The sequence below is a fragment of the Antarcticibacterium flavum genome (assembly GCF_006159205.1).
Taxonomy (GTDB): domain Bacteria; phylum Bacteroidota; class Bacteroidia; order Flavobacteriales; family Flavobacteriaceae; genus Gillisia; species Gillisia flava.
The window spans coordinates 688,048-710,081 of sequence record NZ_CP040812.1 but is presented as its reverse complement, the minus strand read 5'-3'; the positions used below and the strand labels follow the sequence as shown (position 1 = coordinate 710,081).

Here is a 22,034-nt window from a genome sequence, read left to right as displayed (position 1 = left end):
GCCTGCCCGGCCTTTCCCAATCTTTTTTTAATTCCTTACCTTTAAGGTATCACCAACAGGTAAAATTTCCGGCTGTGTATGTTCGAGTTTTTATATAAGAAGGTCAATGAGACCATCACTATAAGTGAGGAGGACTTCGAATTTGCCAAAACCCTTTTTATTCCTAAAAAGCTTAGAAAGAAACGTTTTGTTTTGCAGGATGGGGATCCCTGTAAGTATACAATTTTCGTGGAAAAAGGCCTTCTGCGTAGTTACACCATTGACGAAAAGGGGAGTGACCATATTCTGCAGTTCGCAATGCAGGGATGGTGGAGTGCAGACCTTTACAGCTTTCTCACCGGGGAACCTTCAGAATATAACATAGAAGCCCTGGAGGACAGTGAGCTACTGCTTATTACAAAACCATCGTGGGATATTTTGCTGGAGAATGTGCCGGCTTTTGAACGCTACTTCCGCATTCTTATACAAAATAACCTCATTGCCACCCAAAGAAGGTTAATGGGTACCTTTAGCACTACAGCTGAAGAGCGGTACCAAAAACTTCTTGAAGATTTTCCCGATATCTCCCAACGGGTGCCACAGCATATGATAGCCTCCTATATAGGTATAACCAGGGAAACTCTTAGCCGAATAAGAAACCAGATCGCTACCGGCTCTTAAGGAACCGGAATTCCAAATTCTTTCCAAAACCCTCTGTTCACAGGGCTTTAACTTAATCCTAAGAAAAAACTGTGATATAGATCACATACATTTATTAATCTATGTCATTGGGTACCCCGTAATGTCGAGGTAAATTTGTCCTGTAATTAATTAGTAACTAAAAATTAGAAAATTATGGCAAATACAAAATGGACAATCGATCCAACCCACAGTGAAGTAACATTCAAAGTAAAACACTTAATGATTTCAACAGTAACCGGGAACTTCAAGGTTTTTGAGGGGTATGCTGAAAGTGAGAGCGATGAATTCAAATCTATAAGCAATATCGAGTTTAAAGCAGATGTTAAGTCTATAAATACAAATAACGAACAACGTGACGAGCACCTTAGGTCTGCCGATTTCTTTGCTGCCGATGAAAATGCTGAAATGATCTTTCGCGCCAGCAAGTTTGATGTGGAAACTGAAAAGCTGGAAGGAGAACTTACTATAAGGAATACTACGAAACCTGTAACCCTGGATGTTGATTTTGGAGGAGTGGTAGTAGACCCTTACGGGCAAACAAAAGCCGGATTGACAGTTTCAGGAAAAATAAGCCGTAAAGAATTTGGTTTGACCTGGGATGCAGTCACCGAGGCCGGAAGTGTAGTTGTAAGCGACCAGGTGAGAATAAATACCGAAGTACAGTTTGTAAAACAAGCTTAAAAGGAAACCATATTTTCCGGGAACTGTAAACCCTGTTCCCGGGAATTATTTAAATGATGATAGAATGAAGGCAGAAAGAACGATAGCAATCATAGGTGATACCGGCAATTTTTGTCCTGCCCTTGCTAAGCAGCTGGCAGGAAAAAATGTTCGCCTGCTGTTTGTTTCAAATGATGAAGAAAAGGAACTAGCGCTAAAGAACCGCCTGGATTCTGCAAACCCTCCTGCAGAGGTTGATTTTACCACCTGTGAGAAAGAAGGATGCTGGGAAGCCGATGTGATTGCCTTTACCCATCCTGAAACTATAGAACAAGGTCTTATTGAAAAAATAAAGGAAGTTGCTACTCAAAAGATCGTTCTTATATTATCACATGAAGAGGATTGCCCTATTTTGAAAGATAAAGTAAATTTTGAGGAACTGCTCCCACATTCAATGGTAGTGAAGGTAGTCCTGAATATTGAAAAGATGCAGGTAGGACTACTGGGAAATGATGAGGGATCACTGTTAACGGTGAGGGGCTTTTTTGAGGAAGCCGGTTATACATTAAAAAAATAAAAATGGTTATAGATATATTTTCAGATGTTAGATGTCCTTTCTGCTATATAGGAAAGAGAAAATTTGAAGCAGCACTGGAAAAGTTTCCGCAGCGGGATAAGATAAAGGTAAACTGGAAAAGCTTTCAGCTTGATCCCACCCTGGAAACAAGAACAGATATAAGTACTGTAGATTATTTCGTAAAAGCTAAAGGAGTAAGCCGGGAGCAGGCAAAGCAAATGCTGGGCGGCGCCACTCAAATGGCAAAGGAAGTAGGTCTTAATTTTAACCTGGAGGACTCGGTTCTTGCAAATTCCTTCAATGCCCACCGGCTTATCCAAATGGCTAAAACCAAAAGTTTGGGTAACGAGATCGAAGAAGCCCTTTTTAAGGTACATTTTGAAGAAGCAAGGAATATCGATGATTTTGATGTTCTCATAGAAACCGGGGAATCGATAGGTTTAAATGCTGAAGAGGTGAAAGAGGTCCTGGCTTCAAATTCCTTTGAATATGAGGTAAAGCAGGATGAGATGGATGCCCGCAACATTGGGGTAAGGGGAGTTCCCTTCTTCGTGTTCGATAATCGCTATGGCGTATCTGGAGCGCAATCTACAGAAGCATTTTTACAAACCCTGGAGAAATCATGGGAGGAATACACTCAAAAGAATAATGATATAGAGATCATAGAAGGGGATTCCTGTAAGCCCGATGGTAATTGTGATTGAGCAATCCATAAATACAGGAACATAAAACAGTAATTAACTAAACATTCAAATTAAACAATCATGAAAAAAGGAATTTTATTTGCATTCGTTGCTTTATTAAGCACAGGGCTTTTCGCCCAAACTACCTGGACCGTAGACAAAGCCCATTCACAGGTATCTTTTGGGATCACCCATATGGGAATTGCGGAGGTTACAGGATTGTTTCGCAGCTTTGATGCGAGCATCAATACTACCAATGGCCTGGATAACGCCACTTACAATGTTACTATAGATGTAAATTCTGTAGACACAGGGGTAGAGAGAAGGGATAATCACCTTAGAAGTGATGATTTTTTCGCAGTTGAAAAACATCCTGAGTTGACCTTTAAAAGTAAGTCAGTTAAAAAAGATGGAGAGAACAGGTATAAAGTAACAGGGGATCTAAGCCTTCACGGAATCACTAAGCCCGTTACGCTGGATGTATGGCATAGAGGAACTATCACAAAAGATGATGGCACCCAGGTAGCCGGTTTCCAGATCACAGGAGAGGTGAGCAGGCAAGAATTCAATATTGGTCCAGATTTTCCTGAAGCAGCTTTAAGTGATGATGTAAGGATTAAAGTAGATGCAGAGTTCAAAAAATAATATTTAGAAACCAAAGGGTCCCGGGTTTATCTCGCGAAAGCTTAGGAAATGTGACCCTACTCACCCCCGGGCCTTATGGTTTTATTTACTAAATGAAGAAAAAGAAAATGAAAAAATTGCTTGGAATAAACATAGGAAATGAGCAGGTAAGTATAGCCTTGCTGATTGTAAGAATAGGTGTTGCCTCGATGATGCTGGTGCATGGTTTTCCCAAAATGCAAATGTTGTTTAGCGGGGATGCCTCACAATTTCCCGGAGTGATGGGATTAAGCCCAATGATCTCCCTGGCACTTGCAGTCTTTGCTGAGGTTGTATGTTCTGTTTTGATCCTTATAGGACTGGCTACGAGATTCGCAGCTATACCTTTGATAATTACTATGATGGTGGCAGTATTCTATATTCATGCAACAGATCCTTTCTCGAGCCAGGAACTGGGATTACACTACTTGATGTCATATATAGTGCTATTAATTCTTGGAAGCGGTAAATATTCTCTGGATGCAGTCCTGGTACAGCAAAATAAAATGAGCTTGCAAAACGCATAATTACCCCAACTTTTTGGAATAAATCCGGATCATTTAATTGATCCGGATTTTTTTTGCTCGGGCTTAATTGCTGAAGAAATCGTAAAACCTTGTTAAACCTTCTATTGCTTAGGCTTCAAAGAGCTGTAAGAGATAGACTTTTTAGTATTTTAGGGTGCTAACCAAAATTTCTTATGGAATCACAGGACAAAACTGAAGCACAGGAAATCGAGGATATCCTGAAAGATGAAAAGGTACAGGACGCCATAAAACTTTCATCTGAGGAGAAGACCGAGGAAACAAAAGAGGAGGAAAAACAGGGCATGTCTGCCCTTGCTGTTACTATAATAATTTCGGCTGTTTGTATTTTTCTTTATTTCCTGCTGGAGTGGAAATATTTCCCAATACAGGCCTCCTATATTCCTGCGCTGCAAAAAATAGTACTGGGTTTTATGTTTGCTTCATTTGTGCTGGTACTAAACAGACTTTTTAAAAGGATTGTAAGCCGAAGGATAGCCGATGGTTCTGTTGCTTACAACCTGCGCAATATCATCAACCTGTTCTCGGGTATTCTAATATTCATCATCACCCTATCCCTTTTCTTTACAAACTGGTATGCCACCATGGTCTCTTTTGGGGTGGTATCCCTTATAGTTGGTTTGGCATTACAAAATCCCTTAAGCAGTTTTTTTGGCTGGATCTATTTGTTGATAAGGAAACCCTATGAAGTAGGTGACCGCATTAGGATTGGGGCTGTTTACGGGGATGTCATAAATGTTGGCTATCTCGATACCACGCTTTGGGAATTTAGGGGAGATTATCTCACCGGCGACCATCCCAGCGGACGTATCATTAAATTTTCAAATTCAAGGATCTTTAACGAATATATCTATAACTATTCCTGGCCGCTGTTCCCATTTATCTGGAAGGAACTGTCTTTCTTTGTCTCCTATGATACCGATCTTCAGTTTGCGGGGGATATTATACGCAGGATGGCAGAGGATGAAATTGGGGAGGCGATGATGCGAAGGGTAAAACGCTTTAAGGATATACTGGCAGGCACCCTTATTGATGAACTGGAAGTAAAGGAAAGACCTACAATTATTCTGAAGGCGCATACCAACGGCTGGATAGAAGTGACCCTAAGATATCTTTCCCGACCCAAGAATTCTGAGTTCGTGAAAACAAAACTTTTTCAAAAGATTATAGAAGAGTTGCTGAAGCATCCTGATAAAATTGGACTGCCAAATATCAAATTACAACCTAAGGCCTGAGTGCGTTAGAATATACTTTTATCCTTAAGAAGGATAAAGATTTAACTGAATTGCCGGTTAAGATTTTAGCGATTTGTGATTCCCTGCTTTTCAGGATAAAGGTTCCGGGGAAGGATTATCCCTGGGTTTAAAAGGATTTTCTGGCAACGGGATGAACTCCTCATCATCTGTAGGAGGTAGCAGGATCCTGCCCTGTTTCCAGTCTTCTTTTGCCTGTTCAATGCGTTCCTTACGGGAAGAAACGAAATTCCACCAAATATAACGCTCTCCAAGGGGCTCCCCTCCCAGGACCATAAGGTCTGCAGGTTCTGTTGCTATGATCACAGGATCTACACCCGGTTCAAAAACAAGCATTTGCCCTGCAGAATATACAGTGCTGCCTATTTTAAGTTTTCCCTTTGCAATATAGATCCCTCTTTCGCTATGTTTTTCAGGCAATCCAAATCGGGCCTCTTTATCCAGCTTCACGTGCAAATAAAAAAGAGGGGAGTGGGTACTCACATCATTCTTTAAACCATAGGCGTCCCCGGCAATAAGGCGCATCCAGACACCTTTGCCTGTATAGACCGGCAATTCTTCGGGTTTATAATTTTCGAAAGATGGTTGTGCTTCCTCATATTTTTCGGGAAGCGCGACCCAGGTTTGTATCAATTCCAGGGAATTTTCAGAAAGAATTCCCGGATCTTCAAATCTTTCAGAATGAGAGATCCCGCTTCCTGCAGTCATCCAGTTTACCTCGCCTGGACGTATCACCTGCTGTACCCCCAGGCTGTCCCGGTGGACCAGTTCCCCACTGAAGAGGTAGCTAACCGTTGAAAGTCCAATATGAGGATGCGGCAGCACGTCCATGGATTTTTTAAGGTCAGGGCGCAGGTCTACCGGCCCTCCATGGTCCATAAATATAAAAGGCCCCACCATTCGTTGTTTTCTAAATGGCAGGATACGTTTTACCTTCATTCCTTCTCCAAGGGAAGCCTGGCGGGCATCAATTACAATTTTAACCATAAGATTCCTTTTATTTTATGTATTATTCCATTCTTATGAAAATGGTTTTTCTCTTTTGCCCGGATTTTCCTGGTTTAGTGTCCTTTTCCTGGAATATCTTACATTTGCTTTTTATTTGTATAAATCTTGCTATTTTAAACATTCTCATATGAGTCATTCCAGGAGGTCCATGTTCCAATTAGCGAGATTGGTTCCTGCCGAGTAGGCGCTTTCCAGAAATTCCTTCAATTTTTTATTCGGATCCTTTGCGTTTGCCACTGCTTTGTATGGTAGGACAAATTCTCTTAGGTTTGGGTGGTAGTAGGCTTCCCCGGGTTTTATGGCCGCTTCTTTATAACCTTCCGGTTCCGGGTAGAGGTAGGAGTAAAATGCAGCTTCCGGCAGGGCTTCACTGCCCGGCCAAAACCCAAAACTCATAACTTCGTGGGAGTATGCTTCCACCGCGACCCAATTTGCCAGGTTTGGAAATCCACCGGGATGTTCCGGTGCTTTCCGGCCGGAGAAAAAGGACACTGCCAGATCAAAACTTCCCCAAAAAAAATGCACGTCGCTACTTTTTCCTTTAAAACCGCACTTAAACTCGAAGAAAACCTGTTGCATGGCCAGCAGGGCATGGTGTAGATCACCTGCCTGGACAGGATCATATGTATTATGCATGTTGTCTTCTGCAAAAGGAATTGGGTGCTCTATTTCTACAGGTTTGCCGTAAATTTCTATAGCTATCTTCAATTCCCTTAATTCATTGAAGAGTCTTTCATTAAAGGAGGAAACAGATAGGCCTCTCAATTCAAATGTCCTTTTTTCCCCCCGGCTGGTCGTGATCTTTAAAATATGCTTCACCAAATCAAGATCAATTTGAAAAAATATGTCTTTGTAGGGCAGGGTATTGGTTGTAAGGCCCGTAGGGGTGAATTTTAAGGTCACATGCCAGGAGTGATTTTGCCAGGGCAGGGTTTCCAGCTTTATCTTCCCCAGGATCTGGGTAAACATATGAAGTGTTTCATACGTTTTTTTTCCATTTTCATACGATAGAACAGGCCACTTGTTTTCCATATTTTCAATTTTTGAACTAATAAGATACTCAAAAACAGTATCTTGAGCGCGATAAGGTGATTAAAAATTCTCCATCATTCAAAAATAAATTTTACCGCCAATTCTATTTCATCACGGGAAATAGTATGCGGCCTGTTGTCATAGATCTTTACCTCCACCCGGGCATTCATCTCCTGCATAATTTGCTGGGTTTCTTTCACCCGCTCTACGGGAACATGGGCATCCGGGTTTCCGCTGCCAATGAAAACCGGCGTGCCTGCAAAATCTCCCTTATAATTTTCATATATCCTGTCGCCAATAAGGCCGCCGGTGAAGATTATAACTCCTCCATATCGGGAAGCATTTCGGGTAACAAATTCGGCAGTGAGGCAGGCTCCCTGGGAGAACCCTGCAAAGTATATGTTCTCTGCAGCTATTCCCTGTAGTTGTATCTCATCCAGTAGATCCTTCAGGATTTCCAGGGCAGAAGAGAGGCCGGGTTCATTTTGAGCGGGAGGTGCGAGAAATGAATAGGGATACCAGGTATTGCCGGTAGCCTGGGGAGCAAAAAGCGCAAAGTCCTCCACCGGTAAATGATCTGCAAGGCTCAGTATATCCTGTGCCGTTCCTCCACGGCCGTGAAGGAAGATCATTGCTTTTTTTGCATCTTTTAGGTCTTTTCCTGCTGTAAGTATGTTTTTGGTATGCATTTTTTTTTGAGTTATGAGTTATGGATTAGGGTTAAGAGTTAAGAGTTAAGAGTTATGGGGTATGGTTATGAGTTTGAGCTTGCCTGATTATTGGTGCTTTTTTAGAGACTAATTTTTATTTAACCACGGAGTTTTTAAAGGAGTTTAAAAAGAAGTTTCAAAAAGTAGTCGTTGGTCGTTAGTCGTTAGTCCGTAGCGGGAACAGATTGACGGAGCACGTTTATCGTAGCTCAAATCGCAAATCCCCCGCTAACTAGCTAAAAGAATGTATATGCAATTTTCAATTACCAATTACCCAGTTTTTCCATTTAAAGAATTCCGAACTAACGAATCAACGCCTCACGAACTAACGAATCCACCCTAACTAATTAACCCCAAACACCAAACACCAAACAACAGAGCTATTCCCTCAACTCCGGCAGTGCCTTTTCAATTTGCTCTCTTGCTCCTCTGTACCTTGCGGGTAATTGGAGGGAGGAGCCAAGTTCATCTACTGTTTCATCTGTGGCAAAGCCGGGATTATCTGTCGCGATCTCAAAGAGGACGCCGCCCGGTTCCCGGAAATACAGGGAATAGAAATAATCCCTGTCTATTTTTTCTGTAATATGTAAACCTTTTGCCAGCACTTTTTCCCGCATTTGCATCAAATCTTCTTCATCCTTCACCCTAAAAGCTACATGATGATTGGTGCCGGCTGCATTGATGCCCCTGTATGCATCTGGCAGAATAAAAAGATCTACTATTGCGGCATTCTCCGTTGCATCAGTTTTATAACGGTGAAAGCTTCCTTCTTCGGAGAGCTTTTCATAGCCGAAAATATCGGTTAATACCGCTGCGGTTTCTTCAGCAAAATTAAGTGTAAGGGTAACAGAATGAAACCCTTTGATAGCGGCATCTGCTTTCACCTCGTTGCTTTTAAATCCCTGCCTGTCGTCATTGGTGGTTTCAATGAGGCTTAATTTTAGACCATCGGGATCCAGGAAAAGCAGTTTTCTCTCCCCAAATTGCTCCTTGATCTGGAAATGCCGTACGTTCTTTTCTTCAAACCTGTCTTTCCAGAACTCAAGGCTTCCTTTGGGTACAGAGTAGCCAATCTCGGTAGCCATCCCGGCACCATCCTGTCCCTGCCTGGCTCCGGGCCAGGGGAAAAATGTAAGAATACTTCCCGGGGTTCCCACTTCATCCCCGAAATAAAAGTGATATGTCTTAGGATCGTCGAAGTTCACCGTTTTTTTTACCATCCTTAAACCTAGAGTTTTGGTATAAAAATCATAATTGCGCTGGGGATCTCCTGCAATTGCAGTAATGTGATGTAAACCTTTTATTTTCTTTTCCATAATCTAAAATTTTGAATGCTTCTTTTTTAACTAATAGCCACAGACTGGACTTTTCATTTATTTACCTGTCTTTGTACCTCAAAGATCGGCATCAAAAGCCGGAAAAATGTTGACCTATGTTAATAACATTTGCTAAAAACATTAAGAGAAAACCAAAATCATCAAGCTTTGTAGCTGCAGATTATTTTTCCTGAATAAATCTCTTTCTGTATTTAATATACAAACAAAATCGCAATACTACGTACCTGGAATATCTTTGAGAGTTTAGCACGATAGGTAACATTGTGTAATCCTGGATAGGTAGAATGGGAAATAGATATTCTAACCCCTGCTGTGATTTCCTTTATAAATTAAATAATGAGCAGATGGAAGGTGGTTGTTTCCACTGTAACTAATGTTACTGTGAAGCAGTAATACAAAGAGTATTTTTGCTTCAGAATTTTAAATAGAATATTCATTTAATATATAAAAATTATGTTTTTTCAACACGTTTATGACAAATCGCTTGCCCAGGCAAGTTATGTAATTGGCTGTCAAAAGACAGGGGAGGCCATCGTCATCGATGCTAAACGCGATATAGATACATATCTGGAGATCGCACAACAGAATAACCTGCGAATCACTCACGTAACTGAGACACATATTCATGCCGATTTTCTGGCAGGAACCAGGGAATTAAATGCGGTGACGGGAGCAAAAATGTATCTTTCAGACGAAGGCGGGCCAGATTGGAGCTACCAGTTTGACCACATTGGATTGAAGGATGGTGACAGCATCCAGGTAGGGAATCTTACCCTGGATGTGATGCATACTCCCGGTCATACACCAGAGAGTATCTCCTTCCTATTAACAGATAATCCTGCAAGCCGGGAACCGGTAATGCTATTTACCGGGGATTTTGTTTTTGTTGGGGATATTGGCAGACCCGACCTGCTGGAAAAAGCTGCCGGATTAAAAGGTACACAGGATAAGGGGGCAGAGGATATGTATAGATCTCTCAAAAAATTTAGTGAACTTCCTGCGCACCTGCAGGTATGGCCGGGTCACGGGGCAGGATCTGCCTGCGGGAAAGCTCTTGGAGCCGTACCAAGCACAACTGTTGGCTACGAAAAAATTCGAAACTGGGCATTCCAGTATGAAGATAATAAAAAGGGCTTTATAGATTACCTGCTGGAAGGCCAGCCTGAACCTCCCAAATACTTCGCAATGATGAAAAAGCTGAACAAGGAGGAGCGTCCACTGCTTACCGAAGTACCTAAACATAAGAAACTTTCAGAAAAAGAATTTAAGGAAGCTTACGATAAAGGTATTAAGATCATAGATGCCCGGGATAAGCAAGAATTTGCGAATGGTCATATTCCAAATAGTATTCATATACAGGGAAATAATTCCTTCTCTACATGGGCAGGGTGGTTCCTTAACTATGAAGAGCAATTTATACTTGTGGCCGGGGAGGAGCAAATGGAGGACCTTACCAGGAAATTGATGAGAATAGGCCTGGATAATATTATGGGATATATCGAGAAAGTCGAAGTTTTAAACATTGCACTTGAAAAAACAGAGAACCTCTCAATCGAAGAATTTAAGTCTTACCTGGGAAAAGATAATGTACAGGTTATAGATGTACGGGGCGTATCTGAATACACAGAAGGTCATATCCAGGGGGTGGAAAATATTTTCGTTGGGACCTTGCCCGATAATCTCGATAAGATTGACGCAGAAAAAGAAATAGTGATCCATTGCCAGAGTGGTGCCCGGGCTGCTATAGCTGAATCGATCCTCGCCCGCAATGGGTTTAAGAATGTAAAAGTATATCCCGGCGGGATGGAAGAATGGAATAGGTTAAATTCTCCTGAAACGGAAAAGGATTTCAAAATAGCCCTTTCCTAAATTTTATAACTGTATTAATTGTAAAGTCCTGATACTTCCTGTATCGGGACTTTTTTGTATGCAAATTTTCATAATCCCGAAGAAGCAAGCGGTGGCTGCCACTGCTCAAAGACCAGCACCCTGATCTTTATAGTTGAAGAAATTGTAAAGACAGGAGAACTCAAGCAGCCGCGATTTAATTATCTTATGTAAATAATAATTTTAGGATTTTTAAGAAAATAATTGGTTATTGACTATTCCATAGCAGCCTTTATATCGAACTTTAATTTCCAGAGTTTATGAGACTTCAAAAGAACAGGTGGTTGATCGCTTTATCTGCTATATGCATACATCTCTCTATTGGGGCAGCATATGCTTATAGTGTATATACTATTCCCCTTGCAGAAAATTTGGGATGGACGATCTCCTCAGTTACTATAGCATTTACAGTTATGATGACCCTTGGTGGGGCATCGGCTGCTGTGTTTGGGAGATTTGTAGAACGAAGCGGCCCTACAAAATCGGCTATGATAGCTGCGGTGCTGTTCGGCCTTGGGCAGGCAGGATCTGGAGTGGCAGTAGCTTTGGACTCCTTGGTGATGTTCATTCTTTCTTATGGTCTTTTAAGCGGGATAGGTTTAGGGATAGGATACATCGCACCGGTTTCCACTTTGGTAAAATGGTTTCCGGACCGTCGCGGGCTTGCTACGGGGATGGCAGTTCTTGGATTTGGTGCGGGTGCCTTGATCACGGCTCCACTTGCCGCTTCGCTTATGGAATCTGTGGGAATAAGCACTACTTTCTATATTCTCGGCGGTAGTTATTTCCTGCTTATGTCCCTTGGGGCCTGGTATATTGCACCTCCACCTAAAGGGTGGCTCCCTGTCGGGATGAAGGAAAAAGCCCGTATAAGCACCAGGAGAGTGCTACAGGATTTGTCCTCGCTCACAGCTAAAAAGGCAGTGGTAACAAAGCACTTCTGGATGTTGTGGACAATTATGTTGATCAATACGAGCGCAGGTATAATGATGATCTCGGTCGCCTCCCCTATGGCACAAACCATTGGCGGACTAACTGCTGCGAGTGCAGCGGTGATGGTTGGGCTTATGGGGATCTTTAACGGCGCAGGAAGGATTGGCTGGGCAGCAGCATCAGATTATCTTTCAAGGCCGGTGGTGTATATTATATTTTTTGTGATACAACTGGTAGCCTTTATCACCTTGCCTATTATTTCCAGCGCTATTATTTTCCAGGTGCTCATCTTTCTTGTGGTGAGCTGTTATGGCGGCGGATTCTCAAATCTACCTGCCTTTATAGCCGATCTTTTTGGAACCCGGGAACTTGGGGCGATCCACGGCTATCTTCTTACAACCTGGTCCCTGGGCGGGCTCATTGGTCCAACGCTGGTTTCACAGATCTACGCCTTTACAGGAAGCTATGTTCCCGTATTCTATGTTTTTATTGTACTCATTGCAATCGCTTTGATCATATCTTTATTTCTGAAAAAGGATGTGAGGAAAATTCAAAAAGAACAGCGGGATCCTCAAATGGCTACAGCAGGATCATTGGTGTCCGATTAAAATAGTGTGAATTTGCGATAAGCCTTGCTATATATTGTCCGAAGTTTTATAAACCCACATGGGGTGGTTTTGAATCTTAAATAGTTTAATAAAATCCAGACTTTTTAGAATTGGTTAAATATATGATTTACAATGATATAGATTTTAGTCTGGGTTTTTTATTCTAGCAGCGGAAGCGGTCGAGACTCTTTTACCGGACAACAATGCAGCAGAATAAAAAATTCCTGTGGTTAGGAATTATAAGAATTGATGTTTTTAAGCAGTGGAAACAAATTCAACTACCATCGTTTGTATTATTTCTTCTCCAATAATTTTTGTAAAGACTCTGTCACCCTCTCAAATTCCTCCAGAATTGCCTCGTGTTGTTCGGTGGTCTTCGCTGTCTCATCCTCCTGCAGGCTCTCCCGGTAGTTTTGGATCATTCCTCCAAGCCGGTTTGCCTGTATATAATGTAAGGTTACCGTATTTTTATGAATGAGGTTGGACAAAGCCTCAGTATCCCTTCCAGTTGCCGCTATATCAAATTCTTTTCTATAGCTCTTAATGGATTTTAGGGAATTGCCCAATAATTTCTCCAGTAGTACCCGGTTATCTCCGGCCAGGCTGGTATAGCGTGAAACATCAATAGGATCTTGATCATCTTGTTCCTTCCTGGATATACCATTTCCATTAGGTGCACCTTTCATAGGCTTGATTTCACCATTTATGGCATCTGGTTTTGGTTTTGGATTTGCAGCAGGGTAGAGGTAATGTAGGATCCTGCGCTTAAGTTGTGCGGGATCAAATGGTTTGGTAAGCAGGTCATCAAATTGCGAATTATTCTGCTCTTGTTGTACCTCCAAATTTTTGTCGGCAGTAAGCGCCAGGATTGGTACATTCTTATAACCGGGTAATCTTCTTATTTGTTTTGTGGCTTCATGGCCATCCATGATGGGCATACGCACGTCCATAAGTATCATATCATACTTCTTCTTTGTAGCTTTTTCCACAGCTTCTTTTCCGTTTAAAGCTTCATCGGGTTGGATTTGCCACCAATTAGACATAAACTGCAAAAGGATATTTCTGTTGATCTCCACATCTTCCACCAGCAATATCTCCAACTCCTCTATATTAGTTATATCTTCATGCCCATAAACAGGGATGTCATTTATAGACTTTTCTAATGGGGCCTCCTTCACGGGAAGCAGAAAATGGAATTTAGAACCCTGTCCCACCTGGCTTTCAACCTTGATCTCGCTACCCAACAATTCCAGTAACAATTTGGTAATGGTCAATCCAAGCCCGGTCCCGCCATACTGTCTTACTGTAGAACTCTCTGCCTGGGAAAATTTTTCAAAAATATGAGCGAGTTTTTCTCTTGGAACTCCAATCCCGGTGTCTTTAATTACAAATTCCAGCCATAGCATCTCATGTTCGCGCCTTTGAACGGAAATGGAAAAATCAATGTTACCATCACGAGTAAATTTCACAGCATTGCTTACCAGGTTGTGAAGAATTTGGGATAGTTTAAGTTGATCTGTCACTATACGTGGCGGGATCTTGTTATCGAGTTTTAGATTAAATAAACTGCCATTCTTCCTTGCCTGGGGAGCATATAGCTGCTGAAGGCTTATTACAAGAATTGAAAGGTCAAAGACATTTTCATCCACGTCTCCTTTTCCTGCTTCAAGTTTGCTGAAATCCAGGATATCGTTGATGAGGGACAGGAGGTTTTGAGCAGAAAAACTGAGAGAATTTAGATTTTCCTTTTGATCATCCCTGGGATTATTATCTAATAAAAGGTTGGTAAGACCAATAACTGCATTAAGGGGAGTGCGTATCTCATGGCTCATAGTGGAAACAAAATCTTCCTTAGCCCTGGAGGCAGCTTCAGCCTCATTCTTGGCTTTGATAAGGGCATCCTCTGTCATCTTCATATTATGGATATCCAGGTTCATACCTGCCCATTTGGTTACTTTGCCATCCAGGCTTATTATAGGGATTGCTTTTACATTCGTCCACCGGCTTTCACCATTTTTACCTACCAGTCGAAACTCTGTATCCACCTTGCGATTTGCAGCAACTGCTTCTTTCCAGTTTTTTATTACCAACTCTCGTTCCTCAGGGTGTACGGCATTCAGCCACCCGTACCCTTTCCAATCATCAAATGATTGCCCGGTAAATGTTCTCCAGGAAGGGCTATCGGTTTCCACCATTCCCTGTGGATTGGTTTCCCATACTGCGAGAGCCGATGCTTCTACCAGGTCTCTAAATTTTTGTTCACTCTCTCGTAGTGCATTCCCAGATCTTGCCCTTTCTACTGCTGCCCAGGTATGTTTGCATACCTCCTCCACCAGGGAGACTTCTGCGGGGGTCCAGCGTCTTGGGGTATTTTGATGAACCCTAATGGCTGCCACAAGTTTCTCATTTTTTATTAAGGGAACAGCTATGCCTGCTCTAACCTGCTGGTTGTTTAGATCTATATCTGACTCCTCCCTTAAAACATTTTCTACAAGGACATCATTGATGACCAGGGTTTTGCCATTGAGGAATTGTTCTATTAATTCTGGCTTATAACTTGTTATATTAATTTCTTCAGGAGCTTCGTCCACTCCATCTATGTACTCGGGATTAGTATAAAGGGTTTCTTCATTATCCTGCGCTTCTGAATAAAAAGCACGGGTAACCTCGAGGTGCGATCCCAGTACATTCATAGCTGTGATCTGGATCTCGGCAGGATCTGCCAGGGGACGCAGGGCATCATTTAAATTTAAAAGGAAAGTCTGCCTGTCTTCTGCGGCTTTGCGTTCTGTTATATCTTTAAAAATTACCCCAATCTGGTTCTTTTCCTGCTCATCAAGTCGAAAAGCGTAAATGTCAAACCAGCGTTCCAGGGATTCAGAGTAATCTTCGAAACGCAAGGATTCCCCTGTCTTAGCCACGGTACCATAATACTTAAACCAGTAGTCCTCCATATGAGGTACCAAATCTGTAATTCTCTTTCCAAGAACATCCTGCAAACCTGCCTGCTCCTCAAATACAGGATTAATTTCAAGGTAGCGGTAATCTACACATTCATCCCTGTCATTAAAAATAACTTCCATAAGACAGTAAGCTTCATCCATGGAGTTAATGATCTTTCTGTACCTGTCCTTTGCCCGCTGGGCAAGTTCCTCTTTTAATTGCACCAGCTCCTGCTCTGCCTCTTTTTGCTCGGTGATATCATTAAAGGTCATGATAATACCATCTCCTATTTTCACGGCAGAGACGTCAAACCAATTGTTGAGATGTTCATAGGAATACTGCCGCTGAACTCTCAATGGTTCCCCGGTCTCAACTACATTTATATAGGTGTCAAGAAAAACATGTTTTACACCGGGAAACAGGTGCAACAGCCTTTGTCCAACCATTTTCTCTGCAGGTAGAGAATTTATTTTTTCTGCCGCTTTGTTAGCTCCTTTAAATACGAAATCTGTGATCTCACCATCTTCACCTCTAACGGCCTGTAGAATTGTAATGGCAGATAGGGATCCATTCAACATTTGCTGGATGATCTCTTCAGACTTTTTCCTTTCGGTAATATCTTCACTGGTAACTAAAAGTTGATCTTCTAGCCTGGTTACCCTGTAATGGAACCAATGTTGGTAACCTCCTCCTTCCAGCCAGGTCTCAAAATCTGTCGCAATTCCTGTTTCTGCTGTATAGATAAAATTCTCCAGGGTTTTGTTTTCCTTAACCAGCGGGAATTCCTCTCCTAATCTTTTACCAATTATATTCTTATTTACTTCCAGAACCTTATAGTTAAAGGCATTCACCATAGAAAATTGTAAGTCATAGACTTTTCCATCCCGGTCGCGCAGGATATCATAGAGTACTATGGAATTTGGGGAAGCATCAAAAATAGATTGCAACAAGGACCTGCTTTCTTTTAACTGGCTCGCCTGGATCTTGATTTCCTCCAGGGAGGTTTTAAGTATTTCGGTTTCATTAGAGAGCCCTGCGATCGCGGTCTGCTTCTTCATGACCTCGGTAACGTCCAGCACCCTGTGAATAATATAATCCACATCTCCTTTTGCATTGATCACCGGGGTATTGGTAGGGCTCCAGTATTTTTCTTTAAATGAACCCTCCTTATCCCTTACATCATAATGCTGTATGGGCATACGATCTGGTTTCCTGGTTTGAAGGACGTTTTGAAGTGAAGCCTTAAGGTTTTTAACCCCCATGGCATCCACAGCTTCAGGATTATCTGGAAAGGCATCAAAAACAAGTTTTCCTATAATATCCTTACGGGTTGTTTGTGTAGCTTCCAGGTAGGCATCACTAGCCATTTCAATAACCAAATCGGCCGTTAATACCAGGTAGGAATCGGGTGCATTTTGAAGTACTTTTAGGAGGTTACGGCTACGTTCTTCACTTTCCTGAAGGGATTTCTCAGCTTTTTTACGAGCTGTCACATCCTGCACCAGGCCAATGAATTTTACAGGTTTTCCCTTCTCATCAACAATGATGCTACCCTGGGATTCAATTACCCGCTTTTGTCCATCTTTTCTATATATGCGCCGGGTATAGGAATAGCCCTTTTTATTGTTGGTTGCTTCCTCCAGGATTTGTCGAACTACCGGGGCATCATCTGGATGGGAATGAGCATTCACCCACTCTTCAGTAGGTTCAAACTCTCCCGGTTCATATCCAAACAGCCGGAATAATCCTTTAGAAAAAAACAGCTTATTATTTATTAGATCGGCCTCATAACTTCCTGTGCCTGCAACTATCTCTGTAGATTGCATAAGGGTTTCCAGTCTTTCCCTTTCTTCCTCGGCCTTTATTCTTTCTGTAATATCCTGCCCGGTACCATAGCCAAGTACCGGGGTGCCGAGCTCATCTTTAAGTATGGCAGCACGGCGCTGAATATATCTTATACTGCCATCTGGCCTTATTGCTCTTGTCACTATGTCAAGAGGTTCCCCGGTAGCATAGGTATGTTGTATGGCTTTTATGTATTCTTCCCGATCGTCTGGGTGTACATGGGATAAAAACTCATCAATATGTATTTCTTCCTCCCTTGGCTCCAACCCAAGAATGCGATAGAACTCTGCAGAATAAGTAAAATAATCCCCTGGAAGTTTTCGCTGGTAACTTCCTATATGGCCAATTTCCTGGGCATTCTCAAACCTGCGGTGTTCCTCACGCTGTTTTTCTTCCCAAACTTTTTGCTCGTGAATATTGTTTGCCGTACCTATTATATGGGTAACCTTGCCTTCACTGCTGCGGTCAAAGATCTTATCCTTTAATTTGAACCATTCCCAATTTCCACTGGCCGTGCGTATTCGAACATCTATTTCACATAATTCCTCTTCCTTGTTTTTGAGGCATTTTTCAAGATTATCCAGCCTTTGTTCATAATCCTCTTCGTGTAGGATGTTTTTAAAAATTTCAGGTCCGGTATTGATTACAGTCTTAGGCTCAAGCCCCAGGATCTCCCTGGATACATCATTTATATAGATGATCCTGTGTGGATTTAATTGTATTATATAGAGAAGGTTGGGATTTAATTTGTGGACTTTTTCCAAAAAATTTAATTGCTCCCTGAGGTTTTCCCCCTTTGGATCATTAGATGAAGTATGGTTTTCTTCCATAAAACTGAAATGCGAAATATTTAAAGCTGTTATCCTATAGAGATTATCTCAAAAAATCTGAAAAAATGAAGTAATAATCTTAAGGAAGATGTTCTGCGCAATTTAATGAATTCTAATAACGTAAAAGGAATTAAAGCAACCTGAAAACCTATTAAACAGTTACTTTAACTTGTTTTAAGAAATAGAAATTGCTGGAAAGAAGAAAATTTTAATAAAAAGAGCAGATGTGTACATTTGGAAAACTTCATTTGCTCATTGCTATTTTCCATAGATCTCACTATGCTATACATGCAGGTAAATGCTTAATCAAATTATTGTTTCCTGTATAATACCAGGTTTTGAGAAAGCAATTTATTTCCAATTAATAGCAGGAAGAAATTTGTGCATTCGCTCCAAAACAATCATTCCCAGATAAATGAAATTTTATGGCTCTAATTACAAATTATTAGTATCAACCAATAATTATTATCAAAAATTGGTAAGATAAATTACATATTTTATGTAAATTTAATGCTAATTACCATATTGTTGCCCCGCCGATATTCAATCCCGAAGTGATGAAAAAATTGGGGTTATATATCTTCCTTCTTTTGCTTTCTACGAAGGCCGGGCTTGCTCAGGAAATTTTTCAGACAAATAATGCAAGGATAACCTTCTTCTCCTCAGCACCAATCGAAGACATAAAGGCTGTTAGCAAAGAAGGTATTTCAGTTTACGATCCAGGTACGGGAGAAATAATTTTTAAGGTGCGCATGAGAAGCTTTGAATTCGCAAAGGAGCTCATGCGCGAACATTTTAATGAAAATTATATTGAATCCCATAAGTATCCTGTAGCGATATTTCGAGGAATTATCTCTCCTGTGCCGGGTATTGATTCGCCGGGGGATTACCAGGTCATTTTTAAAGGGGAACTTGATATTCATGGCAGGAGCAGGCCCCGGGAGATCCCGGGGAATATCATCATCCAGGATGATCAACTTCAACTAAGAACCGAATTCTTTGTGGCCAACAAAGACCACGAGATTAAGATCCCCGGCTAATGTTCAGGAACATTGCCGAGGTTATAAAAGTTACCGTGCACGCCAACTATAAAAGACGCAGCCCATGAGAGCATTAATCCTAATTTACGTGTTTTTAATTTGCATGTCGCTAAAGTCACAAAGTCTGGATTCCCTAATGCTGGAGATCAACCCGGCACAGGAGGAAGTTGTTATGGCTACCTTTAAGAGCCCTAAACTCGTGTTGCTCCAAACTAATGAAACGCAAAAAAAATACGCATTAACTTTTTGGATAGGACATAGGTTTGGGGATATTGGAGGCGAATTTGGCGGTTCCCATACCTTATATGGGCTCGATGCCGCTACAGATATTCACCTTGGTCTGGATTACGGTATTACCAACGATTTTACAGTAGGAATAGGCAGGAGTAGATTTAATGAAACCTATCATGTTCTGGCAAAATTCAGGCTTTTGAAACAAAAGGAGGAAGGTATGCCTTTATCGGTTACCTTATTCGGGCAAAGTGGCTGGATCACGAGGAAAGAAAATTTTCAAAATGAATTTCCAGCAGAAACTGACAGGATCACACATTTCCTGCAGGTGATCCTTGCAAGGAAATTCTCACCTTCCCTTTCCCTTATGCTTAACCCGGGATATCTTATAAGGCCGGTGGTTACCGATGCCTTTGATCAAAACAATTTCCTGGTTATAGGAATGGGTGGCAGGCTTAAGATCACCAAACGCTTTTCCCTTATAGCAGATTATACCCTGGTGAATGGTCTTGACAGGCCGGAAGATACTGAATTTACCTATTACAATCCGCTAGGGATAGGCCTGGAGATTGAGACCGGGGGGCACGTCTTCAGTCTTAATTTCCAAAATGCCACTTATATCACCGAAAATAATTTTATTCCCTACACTCAAAAATCATGGGAAGACGGCGGGGTCAGATTCGGATTTACCATTTCACGAAACTTTTATCTGGGCCCAAAGAATGGTCCTTCCGGTACGGGAGGATACTGAGAACGTTCTACTTGAATAGAACATTTTAACCTTTAATTCATTAGTCATGGATAGAAAAACGTTTATCAGAAAAACATCGGCAGGGATCATTGTGGGTATTCCCATGATGTCAATGTTAGGTTGTTCCTCTTCAGATGATGGCGGTGGACCCAATCCCGGCCCAAACCCAAACCCGAACCCTAATCCTAACCCGCAGGCCAACTGTGTGGAGAACGGAACACAAAGCAGTATTAGTGCAAACCACGGCCATAACCTTACCGTCTCCAAGGAGGATGTAGAGGCGGCTGAAGAGAAAACCTATACCCTTAGCCAGGCAAGTACAGATAATCATATACATGAGATCACAATTTCTGCCGACCAATTTAATACCCTTAAAGGCAATAATTCAATTTCTGTTACTTCCACAAATCAGGCAGGTCATACCCATAGTGTATCAGTCTCCTGTGCGTAAATTGTGCAGACCGGGCTTGGGGTCCATAGCCCGGTTTTTCTTTTTAAATAGAGAATAAATTGATGGGCAGGAAAAAAGTCATTTCCGCAAAATTCATTAGTAAAATTGGCTTAGAATATTTTTATTTTTTGGAAACTAATTTTGATTAAATTGTCATAGTTAAAATTCTAAGCTTGAAATCACTCCTTATCTCAATAATATTCTTTGGTTGGTTCTACCCGGCTTTTAGCCAGCAGGTACAATTGCTCACTGTTGATAAGCTAAATGAGCGGCTGGAGCAGGGCAGGGATACTACGTATGTCATCAATTTCTGGGCGACCTGGTGTGCGCCTTGTATAAAAGAACTTCCATACTTTGAAAAATTGCAGCAGGAAAAATCCAGCGAAAAACTTAGAGTTCTGCTTGTAAGTGTGGATTTTAAATCCCAACTGGAGAAGAGGGTAATTCCTTTTGTTGCGAGACATGATCTTAAGAATGAGACCTTTTTGCTGGATGAGCGGGACCAACAGGTGTATATAGACAGGATCAATAAGGATTGGAGTGGGGCTATCCCTGCCACCTTATTCGTTAAGGGAGGAAAAAAGAGGTTTGTTGAAAAGGAATTCACCTATAATCAATTACTTTCAGAATATAACAATTTCAAATAACAAGCTAACACTATGAAAACTTCAGTACTATTTGCATTTCTGTTTTGCAGCCTTCTGGCAACGGCACAGGTTACTACCCTTGAACCTGGGGATACCGCTCCAACTTTCAGCTTAAAGAATATCGACGGTAAAAAGGTCTCACCAGATGATTTTCCAAATGCCAAAGGTTTTATCCTGGTCTTTACGGCCAACACCTGTCCTTACGCGATCGCTTATGAAAAGCGCCTGGTGGAGCTCAATGAGAAGTTTTCCAGGCTGGGATATCCTGTGATCGCCATTAATCCAAATCCGCAGAAGCTTTCCGCAGGAGACAGTTTTGAAAAGATGCAGGAAAAAGCAAAAGAAGCTAATTTTTCCTTCCCGTACCTGCTGGACGAGGGGCAAACCATTACCAATCATTATGGAGCACGGGTAACCCCTCATATCTTTCTGCTTCAAAAGAAGGAAGATAATTTGAAGATCGTTTATACGGGAGCCATAGATAATGATACCGAGGATAAAAATCCAGATAAGATCAAGTATGTGGAGAATGCTATCGCCGCTCTTGAAAGTGGGAAGAATATTGAGGTTGCTTCTACAAAGGCCATTGGTTGTACCGTTAAACGTCCTGCTGCAGATTAGTACTTAGATGTACTTTAAATTCCAGGTATTCGTGGTTTTTAATAAAAAAAACTCCCGTAGAAATTCTTTCTCTACGGGAGTTCTGGTTTTATTAAAGG

General features: G+C 41.6%; 19 protein-coding genes. 14 read left to right on the top strand and 5 right to left on the bottom strand.

Annotated features, from left to right (window positions below; all coding sequences use genetic code 11):
* The first annotated feature begins 78 nt into the window (after positions 1–78).
* The 7 genes from FHG64_RS03060 to FHG64_RS03030 all read left to right on the top strand — a co-directional run bounded on the left by FHG64_RS03060 (position 79) and on the right by FHG64_RS03030 (position 5,044).
* Positions 79–660 carry a Crp/Fnr family transcriptional regulator gene (locus FHG64_RS03060; RefSeq protein WP_139065025.1) on the top strand — a complete coding sequence of 194 codons (582 nt, stop codon included), beginning with the start codon at positions 79–81 and terminating at the stop codon, positions 658–660.
* 174 nt (positions 661–834) lie between these two features.
* On the top strand, positions 835–1,362 hold the full coding sequence (locus FHG64_RS03055; RefSeq protein WP_139065024.1) for a YceI family protein: 528 nt from the start codon (positions 835–837) through the stop codon (positions 1,360–1,362).
* Between the two features lie 64 nt (positions 1,363–1,426).
* Positions 1,427–1,918: a hypothetical protein gene (locus tag FHG64_RS03050; RefSeq protein ID WP_139065023.1), complete on the top strand. Its 492-nt coding sequence runs from the start codon at positions 1,427–1,429 to the stop codon at positions 1,916–1,918.
* A gap of 2 nt (positions 1,919–1,920) precedes the next feature.
* Positions 1,921–2,622 (top strand): DsbA family oxidoreductase, encoded by a 702-nt coding sequence (locus tag FHG64_RS03045; protein WP_139065022.1) that lies wholly within the window; start codon positions 1,921–1,923, stop codon positions 2,620–2,622.
* 60 nt (positions 2,623–2,682) lie between these two features.
* Complete coding sequence (locus tag FHG64_RS03040) at positions 2,683–3,246, top strand: YceI family protein (RefSeq protein ID WP_139065021.1); 564 nt, start codon at positions 2,683–2,685, stop codon at positions 3,244–3,246.
* A gap of 107 nt (positions 3,247–3,353) precedes the next feature.
* The gene (locus FHG64_RS03035; protein WP_139065020.1) at positions 3,354–3,791 is read left to right on the top strand and encodes a DoxX family protein; all 438 of its coding nucleotides are present in this window, start codon (positions 3,354–3,356) and stop codon (positions 3,789–3,791) included.
* Between the two features lie 173 nt (positions 3,792–3,964).
* On the top strand, positions 3,965–5,044 hold the full coding sequence (locus FHG64_RS03030; protein ID WP_139065019.1) for a mechanosensitive ion channel family protein: 1,080 nt from the start codon (positions 3,965–3,967) through the stop codon (positions 5,042–5,044).
* A gap of 90 nt (positions 5,045–5,134) precedes the next feature.
* Here FHG64_RS03030 and FHG64_RS03025 read toward each other — a convergent pair whose 3' ends face one another.
* The 4 genes from FHG64_RS03025 to FHG64_RS03010 form a co-directional block, all read right to left on the bottom strand.
* Positions 5,135–6,049: a pirin family protein gene (locus tag FHG64_RS03025; protein ID WP_139065018.1), complete on the bottom strand. Its 915-nt coding sequence runs from the start codon at positions 6,047–6,049 to the stop codon at positions 5,135–5,137.
* Between the two features lie 153 nt (positions 6,050–6,202).
* Entirely contained in the window at positions 6,203–7,102 is a 900-nt protein-coding gene (locus tag FHG64_RS03020) for a DUF5996 family protein (protein ID WP_139065017.1), read from the bottom strand.
* Positions 7,103–7,176: 74 nt separating this feature from the next.
* Positions 7,177–7,791: an alpha/beta hydrolase gene (locus FHG64_RS03015; RefSeq protein WP_139065016.1), complete on the bottom strand. Its 615-nt coding sequence runs from the start codon at positions 7,789–7,791 to the stop codon at positions 7,177–7,179.
* 401 nt (positions 7,792–8,192) lie between these two features.
* Positions 8,193–9,128 carry a ring-cleaving dioxygenase gene (locus tag FHG64_RS03010; protein ID WP_139065015.1) on the bottom strand — a complete coding sequence of 312 codons (936 nt, stop codon included), beginning with the start codon at positions 9,126–9,128 and terminating at the stop codon, positions 8,193–8,195.
* Between the two features lie 474 nt (positions 9,129–9,602).
* On the opposite strand from FHG64_RS03010, the gene FHG64_RS03005 reads away from it, so the two are divergent.
* Together FHG64_RS03005 and FHG64_RS03000 are read left to right on the top strand one after the other, a co-directional pair.
* The gene (locus tag FHG64_RS03005) at positions 9,603–11,018 is read left to right on the top strand and encodes an MBL fold metallo-hydrolase (RefSeq protein ID WP_139065014.1); all 1,416 of its coding nucleotides are present in this window, start codon (positions 9,603–9,605) and stop codon (positions 11,016–11,018) included.
* A gap of 278 nt (positions 11,019–11,296) precedes the next feature.
* Positions 11,297–12,577 (top strand): L-lactate MFS transporter, encoded by a 1,281-nt coding sequence (locus FHG64_RS03000; protein WP_139065013.1) that lies wholly within the window; start codon positions 11,297–11,299, stop codon positions 12,575–12,577.
* A 293-nt stretch (positions 12,578–12,870) separates the two neighbouring features.
* On the opposite strand, the gene FHG64_RS02995 is transcribed toward FHG64_RS03000, so the two are convergent.
* Positions 12,871–18,195, bottom strand: coding sequence for a PAS domain-containing protein (locus FHG64_RS02995; protein ID WP_139065012.1), 5,325 nt, complete (start codon positions 18,193–18,195; stop codon positions 12,871–12,873).
* Between the two features lie 557 nt (positions 18,196–18,752).
* Here FHG64_RS02995 and FHG64_RS02990 point away from each other — a divergent pair.
* The 5 genes from FHG64_RS02990 to FHG64_RS02970 all read left to right on the top strand — a co-directional run bounded on the left by FHG64_RS02990 (position 18,753) and on the right by FHG64_RS02970 (position 21,936).
* The gene (locus FHG64_RS02990) at positions 18,753–19,235 is read left to right on the top strand and encodes a YceI family protein (RefSeq protein ID WP_139065011.1); all 483 of its coding nucleotides are present in this window, start codon (positions 18,753–18,755) and stop codon (positions 19,233–19,235) included.
* Positions 19,236–19,299: 64 nt separating this feature from the next.
* Positions 19,300–20,217 carry a DUF5777 family beta-barrel protein gene (locus tag FHG64_RS02985; RefSeq protein WP_139065010.1) on the top strand — a complete coding sequence of 306 codons (918 nt, stop codon included), beginning with the start codon at positions 19,300–19,302 and terminating at the stop codon, positions 20,215–20,217.
* Positions 20,218–20,263: 46 nt separating this feature from the next.
* A complete protein-coding gene (locus FHG64_RS02980) occupies positions 20,264–20,668 on the top strand; it encodes a hypothetical protein (protein ID WP_139065009.1) in 405 nt (134 codons plus the stop codon).
* Positions 20,669–20,841: 173 nt separating this feature from the next.
* Entirely contained in the window at positions 20,842–21,315 is a 474-nt protein-coding gene (locus FHG64_RS02975; RefSeq protein ID WP_246054257.1) for a TlpA disulfide reductase family protein, read from the top strand.
* Between the two features lie 12 nt (positions 21,316–21,327).
* Complete coding sequence (locus tag FHG64_RS02970; RefSeq protein ID WP_139065007.1) at positions 21,328–21,936, top strand: thioredoxin family protein; 609 nt, start codon at positions 21,328–21,330, stop codon at positions 21,934–21,936.
* The last annotated feature ends 98 nt before the right edge of the window (positions 21,937–22,034 follow it).

Bases quoted from the DNA above. Each gene is read 5' to 3' on its own strand.
- FHG64_RS02970 (WP_139065007.1), top strand. From the start codon at position 21,328: ATGAAAACTTCAGTACTATTTGCATTTCTGTTTTGCAGCCTTCTGGCA.
- FHG64_RS03040 (WP_139065021.1), top strand. From the start codon at position 2,683: ATGAAAAAAGGAATTTTATTTGCATTCGTTGCTTTATTAAGCACAGGG.
- FHG64_RS03015 (WP_139065016.1), bottom strand. From the start codon at position 7,791: ATGCATACCAAAAACATACTTACAGCAGGAAAAGACCTAAAAGATGCA.
- FHG64_RS03010 (WP_139065015.1), bottom strand. From the start codon at position 9,128: ATGGAAAAGAAAATAAAAGGTTTACATCACATTACTGCAATTGCAGGA.
- FHG64_RS03000 (WP_139065013.1), top strand. From the start codon at position 11,297: ATGAGACTTCAAAAGAACAGGTGGTTGATCGCTTTATCTGCTATATGC.
- FHG64_RS03030 (WP_139065019.1), top strand. From the start codon at position 3,965: ATGGAATCACAGGACAAAACTGAAGCACAGGAAATCGAGGATATCCTG.
- FHG64_RS03035 (WP_139065020.1), top strand. From the start codon at position 3,354: ATGAAAAAATTGCTTGGAATAAACATAGGAAATGAGCAGGTAAGTATA.
- FHG64_RS02990 (WP_139065011.1), top strand. From the start codon at position 18,753: ATGAAAAAATTGGGGTTATATATCTTCCTTCTTTTGCTTTCTACGAAG.
- FHG64_RS02980 (WP_139065009.1), top strand. From the start codon at position 20,264: ATGGATAGAAAAACGTTTATCAGAAAAACATCGGCAGGGATCATTGTG.
- FHG64_RS02995 (WP_139065012.1), bottom strand. From the start codon at position 18,195: ATGGAAGAAAACCATACTTCATCTAATGATCCAAAGGGGGAAAACCTC.
- FHG64_RS03020 (WP_139065017.1), bottom strand. From the start codon at position 7,102: ATGGAAAACAAGTGGCCTGTTCTATCGTATGAAAATGGAAAAAAAACG.
- FHG64_RS03025 (WP_139065018.1), bottom strand. From the start codon at position 6,049: ATGGTTAAAATTGTAATTGATGCCCGCCAGGCTTCCCTTGGAGAAGGA.
- FHG64_RS03005 (WP_139065014.1), top strand. From the start codon at position 9,603: ATGTTTTTTCAACACGTTTATGACAAATCGCTTGCCCAGGCAAGTTAT.
- FHG64_RS02985 (WP_139065010.1), top strand. From the start codon at position 19,300: ATGAGAGCATTAATCCTAATTTACGTGTTTTTAATTTGCATGTCGCTA.
- FHG64_RS03045 (WP_139065022.1), top strand. From the start codon at position 1,921: ATGGTTATAGATATATTTTCAGATGTTAGATGTCCTTTCTGCTATATA.
- FHG64_RS03050 (WP_139065023.1), top strand. From the start codon at position 1,427: ATGAAGGCAGAAAGAACGATAGCAATCATAGGTGATACCGGCAATTTT.
- FHG64_RS03055 (WP_139065024.1), top strand. From the start codon at position 835: ATGGCAAATACAAAATGGACAATCGATCCAACCCACAGTGAAGTAACA.
- FHG64_RS03060 (WP_139065025.1), top strand. From the start codon at position 79: ATGTTCGAGTTTTTATATAAGAAGGTCAATGAGACCATCACTATAAGT.